Source organism: Streptomyces barkulensis (genome assembly GCF_002843305.1).
Taxonomy (GTDB): domain Bacteria; phylum Actinomycetota; class Actinomycetes; order Streptomycetales; family Streptomycetaceae; genus Streptomyces; species Streptomyces barkulensis.
Map to the genome: position 1 here is coordinate 1 of NZ_PGSG01000069.1, position 5,346 is coordinate 5,346.

General features: G+C 67.9%; 4 protein-coding genes and 2 pseudogenes. 4 read left to right on the forward strand and 2 right to left on the reverse strand.

All coding sequences use genetic code 11. The features are described 5' to 3' along the window. Positions 1-164 precede the first annotated feature (164 nt). Both CUT83_RS13285 and CUT83_RS13290 read right to left on the reverse strand, forming a co-directional pair. A complete protein-coding gene (locus CUT83_RS13285; RefSeq protein ID WP_101255530.1) occupies positions 165-1,541 on the reverse strand; it encodes an IS1380 family transposase in 1,377 nt (458 codons plus the stop codon). A 168-nt stretch (positions 1,542-1,709) separates the two neighbouring features. Further along, a pseudogene (locus tag CUT83_RS13290) lies at positions 1,710-2,387 on the reverse strand (site-specific integrase); the annotation flags it as partial. Between the two features lie 476 nt (positions 2,388-2,863). On the opposite strand from CUT83_RS13290, the gene CUT83_RS13295 reads away from it, so the two are divergent. The 4 genes and pseudogenes from CUT83_RS13295 to CUT83_RS13310 form a co-directional block, all read left to right on the forward strand. Beyond that, positions 2,864-3,256, forward strand: coding sequence for a hypothetical protein (locus CUT83_RS13295; RefSeq protein WP_240958539.1), 393 nt, complete (start codon positions 2,864-2,866; stop codon positions 3,254-3,256). A gap of 28 nt (positions 3,257-3,284) precedes the next feature. Next, positions 3,285-3,749: a hypothetical protein gene (locus CUT83_RS29820; protein ID WP_143688547.1), complete on the forward strand. Its 465-nt coding sequence runs from the start codon at positions 3,285-3,287 to the stop codon at positions 3,747-3,749. A gap of 140 nt (positions 3,750-3,889) precedes the next feature. Beyond that, positions 3,890-4,955 (forward strand): annotated as a pseudogene (locus CUT83_RS31710) (IS630 family transposase). Between the two features lie 59 nt (positions 4,956-5,014). Continuing rightward, positions 5,015-5,346, forward strand: a 332-nt coding sequence (locus tag CUT83_RS13310) for a polymorphic toxin-type HINT domain-containing protein (protein WP_241524767.1), incomplete at its 3' end; no start/stop codon positions are given.

Sequence of the window (5,346 nt, forward strand, 5' to 3'; positions counted from 1 at the left end):
CCTCGATCTTTCGTGAGGGTCCGCCGACGGAGTCGGCGGGCCCTCACGCGTGCTGTTTCTGAGTCCGGGCAGGCCGAGGGCCCGGCTGTCGCGTCGGGTGGGCGCCGGGTTCCACTGCTCCGGGTCGGGGTGGTGCTGCTCGCAGGAACAGGCGGATCCGCTGGTCAGCCGGGGTTGGGCAGGAGGGCGAGCCGTTCGAGGGCGGCGGTGATGTGGCCGGTCCAGGGCCAGTGCCGGGCGAGGCGGAGGATGCGGCGGCGGCCGGTGGTGACGAGCTGGCCGGCCGCGGTGAACAGGCGCAGCCGCAGGCGGCGGGGTTCCCAGAGGCGGGCGGTGCCGGTGAGGGCGAGCATGGGCATCCAGGCCAGCAGGTCGAGGGCTATCTGGACGATCTCGAGCCAGACCTTGTTCTGGGCGGTGGTGTGCAGGGGCAGGTTGCGCAGGCCGGTCGTGCGGGCGGCCCGGATGCGGTCCTCGGCCCGGGCCCGCAGCCGGTGACGGAGCTCGAGCTCGGCGATCGGCCGGTCAGGGGTGTTGGTCGCGAAACACGTGATCCGCATGCCGTCGGCGTCGGTGAGCCGCAGCTGGGCGCCGGGGTGCGGTCTTTCCTTGCGGACGATCAGCCGCATGCCCTTGGGCCATCCGTCCAGGAGCTTGCCGGTGAGCTCGGCGACCCAGGCCCCGTCGCGGATCTCGCCGCCGGTCTCGACGGCCGCCGTCCAGGCTGAGGCGGGGGCCTTCAGCACGTGTTCGTGGATCGCGTCGGTGACCGTCATGCCGACTGAGTAGGACAGCCACCGCCCTCGCCGGGCGAGCCAGGACACGAAGTCGTGGGTGCCGCCCGCGGAGTCGGTGCGGACCAGGGTCCGGCGCCCTCGCCGGTATTGCTTGGGCAGCTGGGCCAGGGCCAGTTGGGCGGTGGTGATGTGGTCGGCAGCGGTGTTCGAGCCCGCGTTCCCCGGCCTGAGCAGGGCGGCGACCGGCTCTCCGGTTCCGCCCGGGCCGTGGTCGACGAAGGCCGTCAGCGGGTGGTGGCCGTAGGTCTTCTTCCAAGTCGCGGCCGCGTCCTGTTTGTCGGAGTGGGCGACCACGAGGACGCCGTCGAGATCGACCGTGACCTGGTCGTCGGCGTCCGGGGCGTTCTCGCCGGCCAACGACCAGACCCGCTGCCGGGCTTCGGACCGTGCGGCGCGGATGGCGGTCAGGGCCTTCTCGCCGGAGGCGGCGAGGGTGTCGATCAGACGGGAGACGGTCGGGTCGGAGGCGACCGGCCCGAAGAGGGCCGGCTCACACCGCAGCACCGCAACGTCCGCGAGGCAGTCTCCGCCCAGAGCGACCGCCAGGGCGACGTCCAGAAGGACCTTGCCGGGATCGTGGACGGCCCGCGGTTTGCGCCACGGTGCCAGAGCTGCGGATATGGCCTGGTCAAGACCGGTCTTGCGGACCGTTTCGACGAGCAGGACCGACCCGGCCTGGGAGACGACCTGGCGGCCGTCGTCCTGGACACGGACGCGGGGGTAGGGCCCGGTAGAGTGCTTCACCTGGGAAGTGCCTCCGGCGATGGCAGGAACAAGGACCTCGACAATCCTCATTCTTGCTGGTCAGAGGCACTTTCTGCTTTCCTGACCGCCTGCCGGACAGCCCACTTCATGAAAGCGCGAGGCTAGCGGGGCTTCTGCGTGGGGTGACGGCAGTAATTGACGGCAACGTCAGCGCACGAGGGCGTCGCAGGGTGGCGGTTCGTCGCCGTCGACCGTCCCAGTGGCTTCCGGGCCGGTGAGCGCGGTGCCAAGGGCATCGATGGCGTTCCGCTGGAGGCGGAGCCTGACGTGGGCGTAGACGGTGGCGGTCACGCCGATGTGGGCGTGGCCGAGGAGTTCCTTGATGACGACGAGCTCGACGCCCTGCTCCAGGAGCAGGGTAGCGGTGGAGTGGCGGAGGTCGTGGAAGCGGATGCGGCGGAGGCCGGCCATGCGGAGGAGCGTGGTGAAGGTGCGGGTGAGGTTGGTCGGGTCGATTGGTCGACCCTGCGCTGTGGTGAACACGTGCCCGCTGTGCTGCCACGCCGCGCCTGCGGTCGCACGTTCGCGCTGCTGCTGCTCGTGGTGGTGCTTCAGTGAGTGGATGCAGCGGGTGGGGAGGGCGATGCGGCGTTCGGCGGCGCGTGTCTTGGTGGGCAGCGTGGCGAGCCCGCCCGTGGTGGTGCGCTGGAGGGTTCGGCGGATTGCGGCGGTGCCGGCGTCGAGGTCGAGGTCTTCCCAGCGCAGGCCGAGGAGTTCGCCCTTGCGGAGTCCGGTGCGCAGGGCGAGTTCGAACAGGACGTGGAGCCGGTCGGCGCGGGCGGCGTCAAGGCGACCCGCTGACGCGGGTCGCGCGCGGCACGGCCGCCCACCCGGCCCGCTCTCGGCTCCGCCACCGCGGGCCGGCCAGCGACCAGGCCGCGCAGAAACAGCACAGCGTTGCGCCGGAAGCGAGGAGAAGCCGGCCGCGCCCGCACGGCGAGTGCCAGGCCGACGGCGAGGCGTCTGTCGGGAGTTGGCCAGGGTGGAGGCCCGGAGGCGGGGCCGGTCGGCTCCGTGGGCTTTACCCACCTCCCCGGGCCGGGGCCCGCGTCGGGCAAGGCCAGGGGGCCACTCGTTCAAATTCCGGGCAGGTCCAAAGCCTGCCCGAGTTGCCGGGCCAGCGTACAGCCCCCTGACCATGCCCGACCCCAACCCGGGCAGGACACCTGCCAAACCCCACTCCACCGCCCTCACGCGCGCAGCCGTCTGACGGCAACGCCGACGGCAACACGGGCGCACAACACGGCACTTCCACGCACACCCACGGACGGGCCGGAATTCGCTGACCTGCAAAAACGCAGGTGACGCCCCCGGGCGAGCACACGTACTATGTGCTGGCGGGGGCCACGCCGGTCCTGGTTCACAATTCGAATGGCCTTTGCGGAACCGCAGCCCTGGAGAACGGGGACTGGCAGCATATTCTGGACCGTCACCGGCCCGGTGGTGCGCTGATCGACGACGAGGCAGGCATCCTTATCGGTAAGGAGAAGAAGGTCCGTCAGAGGATTATTGACACCATCAATCGCGGCACGCCAAAGCCGAACACTCAAGGGCGACCTGGCCAGATCTATGAATGGGACTTTGGTCCAGGTAACGTCGTCGGTAAGGCTGGTCCGGCAAATGGGGGCGGAGACTTGACTAGAATCCGCGTAATCGTGAATGACGGAAAAGTCGTGACCGCCTTCCCGTTCTAGGTGAGAGAGCTCCCTACAAGGAGAAATCATGATTCATCTTTCCTTCTCTCTCCCGGAGCCGGGTTCGCCCTGGCGGAGAACCTGGGAGGGGGCGAAGCAGGGCGATCCTGCGGGTCTTGCAGAGATCGACCTTCGCTACAAATACTTCGGCGTCAATGTCGAGATGATCGTAGGTGGCGTGGAGGTCATCTCGAAGGGAAGGTTTGTGACGCTCGTGGATCTAGCCCTTTCGCTCTCTCGCGCGGAGCGGCGTATCTCATCAGGAGAAGACGCGGCGTTCGGCTTCACTGAGAGCGAAGAGATTATTCATCTGCGGCACGACGGAGATCTCATTGTCGTGACCTCATCGAAACGTCCCTGGCGGGTTACCGTCGAGCGTGAAGAGCTGGCGAGTTCTTTCTCCAGCTTTCTCCGTGAGGCGTATTCACGTCTGACTTCAGAGATCCCTGGATTGGTTGCTAACCCGGTGATTCGACAAATGTTGCCGGAATAGTTCGTACCGTTCTCGGAATGAGTGCAGAGTGATACGCGGAGGCCCCGCCGGAGTGACTTCTGGTGGGGCCTCTGAGGCTTTTGACGCTGAGGTTGAAAGGGTGCGGTGATAGCGGGTGTTGGCGGTGCTACATCCTCGTCATGAGGTATGCGGATGGCGGCGGTCTGACCGCTGTGGGGCGGGCGAAGCGTGAGAAGGTGCGTTTCGATGCCGCGGAGATGTTCGAGCAGGGAGTGCGGCCGCCGGAGGTGGCCCGCAGGTTACGGGTGGCGCGGAAGTCGGCGTACGCCTGGCACGCTGTCTGGTGTGAGGGCGGCAGCGCGGCCCTGGCCTCTGGCGGCTTTCCGTGCCGCCTGGGCGATGCCCAGGCCGAGTGGTTGCAGGCAGAGCTGAGGCCGGGCCGGCCGCGCACGGCTGGAGCGAGGACCAGCGGTGGACCCTGGCCAGGGTCGCGGAGCTGATCCACCGCCTGTTCGGTCACCGGTACACCCCGCGGGGGGTGTCGTATCTGCTGCACCGGCTGGGCTGGTCACCACAGGTTCCCGTGCACCGGGCCGTCGAGCGGGACGAACAGGCCGTTGCCGCGTGGCGAACGGAGCAGTGGTCACGGGTAAGAGGACGGCCCAACTCCTGGGCGCGTGGATAGTGTTCGAGGACGAGGCCGGACAGGACCTGAAACCCGGTAAGGGCCGGACCTGGTCACGACGCGGGCGGACACCGCTGGTCAGGGTGACGGGGAAGGGTTCCGGCCGGGTCCTGATGGCGGGGATGGTCTGCGTCAGACCGGGCTGCGAGACCCGTCTGATCTATCGGACCCAAACGTACCGGGGCCGGACCGGCGAGAAGAAGGGCTTCCGGGCGCGTGAGTTCGCGGACCTGCTGACCTCTGCCCGTCGGCAGCTCGGCGGTGCCCCACTGATCGTGGTGTGGGACAACGCCAGCATCCATCATGCCAAGTCCTTGCGGGAGTTCTGCGAACGCAACAGCGATTGGCTGACCATCGTCAAGCTCCCGCCCTATGCGCCCGACCTCAACCCCGTTGAAGGCGTGTGGGCCCACCTGAAGAAGTCCCTGGCCAACCTCGCGCCCCGCACGATCGACGGCCTCACCCCACTCGTGAAGAACCGACTACGCGGCATCCAACGCCGACCCGAGATCCTCGACGGCTTCATCGCCGAGACCGGACTCGTGTTGGAGCCTCCGTAGCTCTGTCACCCCACCCTTTCGACCTCAGCGGCACCACCAAGAGCATCGAAGACGTCGAGATAGGTGACAAGGTCGTCGTCACCGATCCCGAGACCGGTGAGACAACCACCCGTGAGGTCGTCGCCACCATCGTCACCGAGGACGACAAGCACTTCGTCGACCTCACCATCACCACCGAAGACGGCCCCGCCTCTCTTGTCTCCACCACCACCCACCCCTTCTGGGTGGAGAGCGAAGAGAAGTGGCTGGACGCCGGCGAGCTCGCTCCCGGCATGTCTCTGCGTGCTCCCGACGGGGCCACTGTCGCCGTCGACGAGGTCCGCTCCTTCACCAAGCGCCAGCGCACCCACGACCTCACTGTCCAGGGCATCCACACGTACTATGTGCTGGC

Coding starts and splice junctions, on each gene's coding strand:
- CUT83_RS29820 (WP_143688547.1), top strand. CDS start 3,285: ATGATTCATCTTTCCTTCTCTCTCCCGGAGCCGGGTTCGCCCTGGCGG.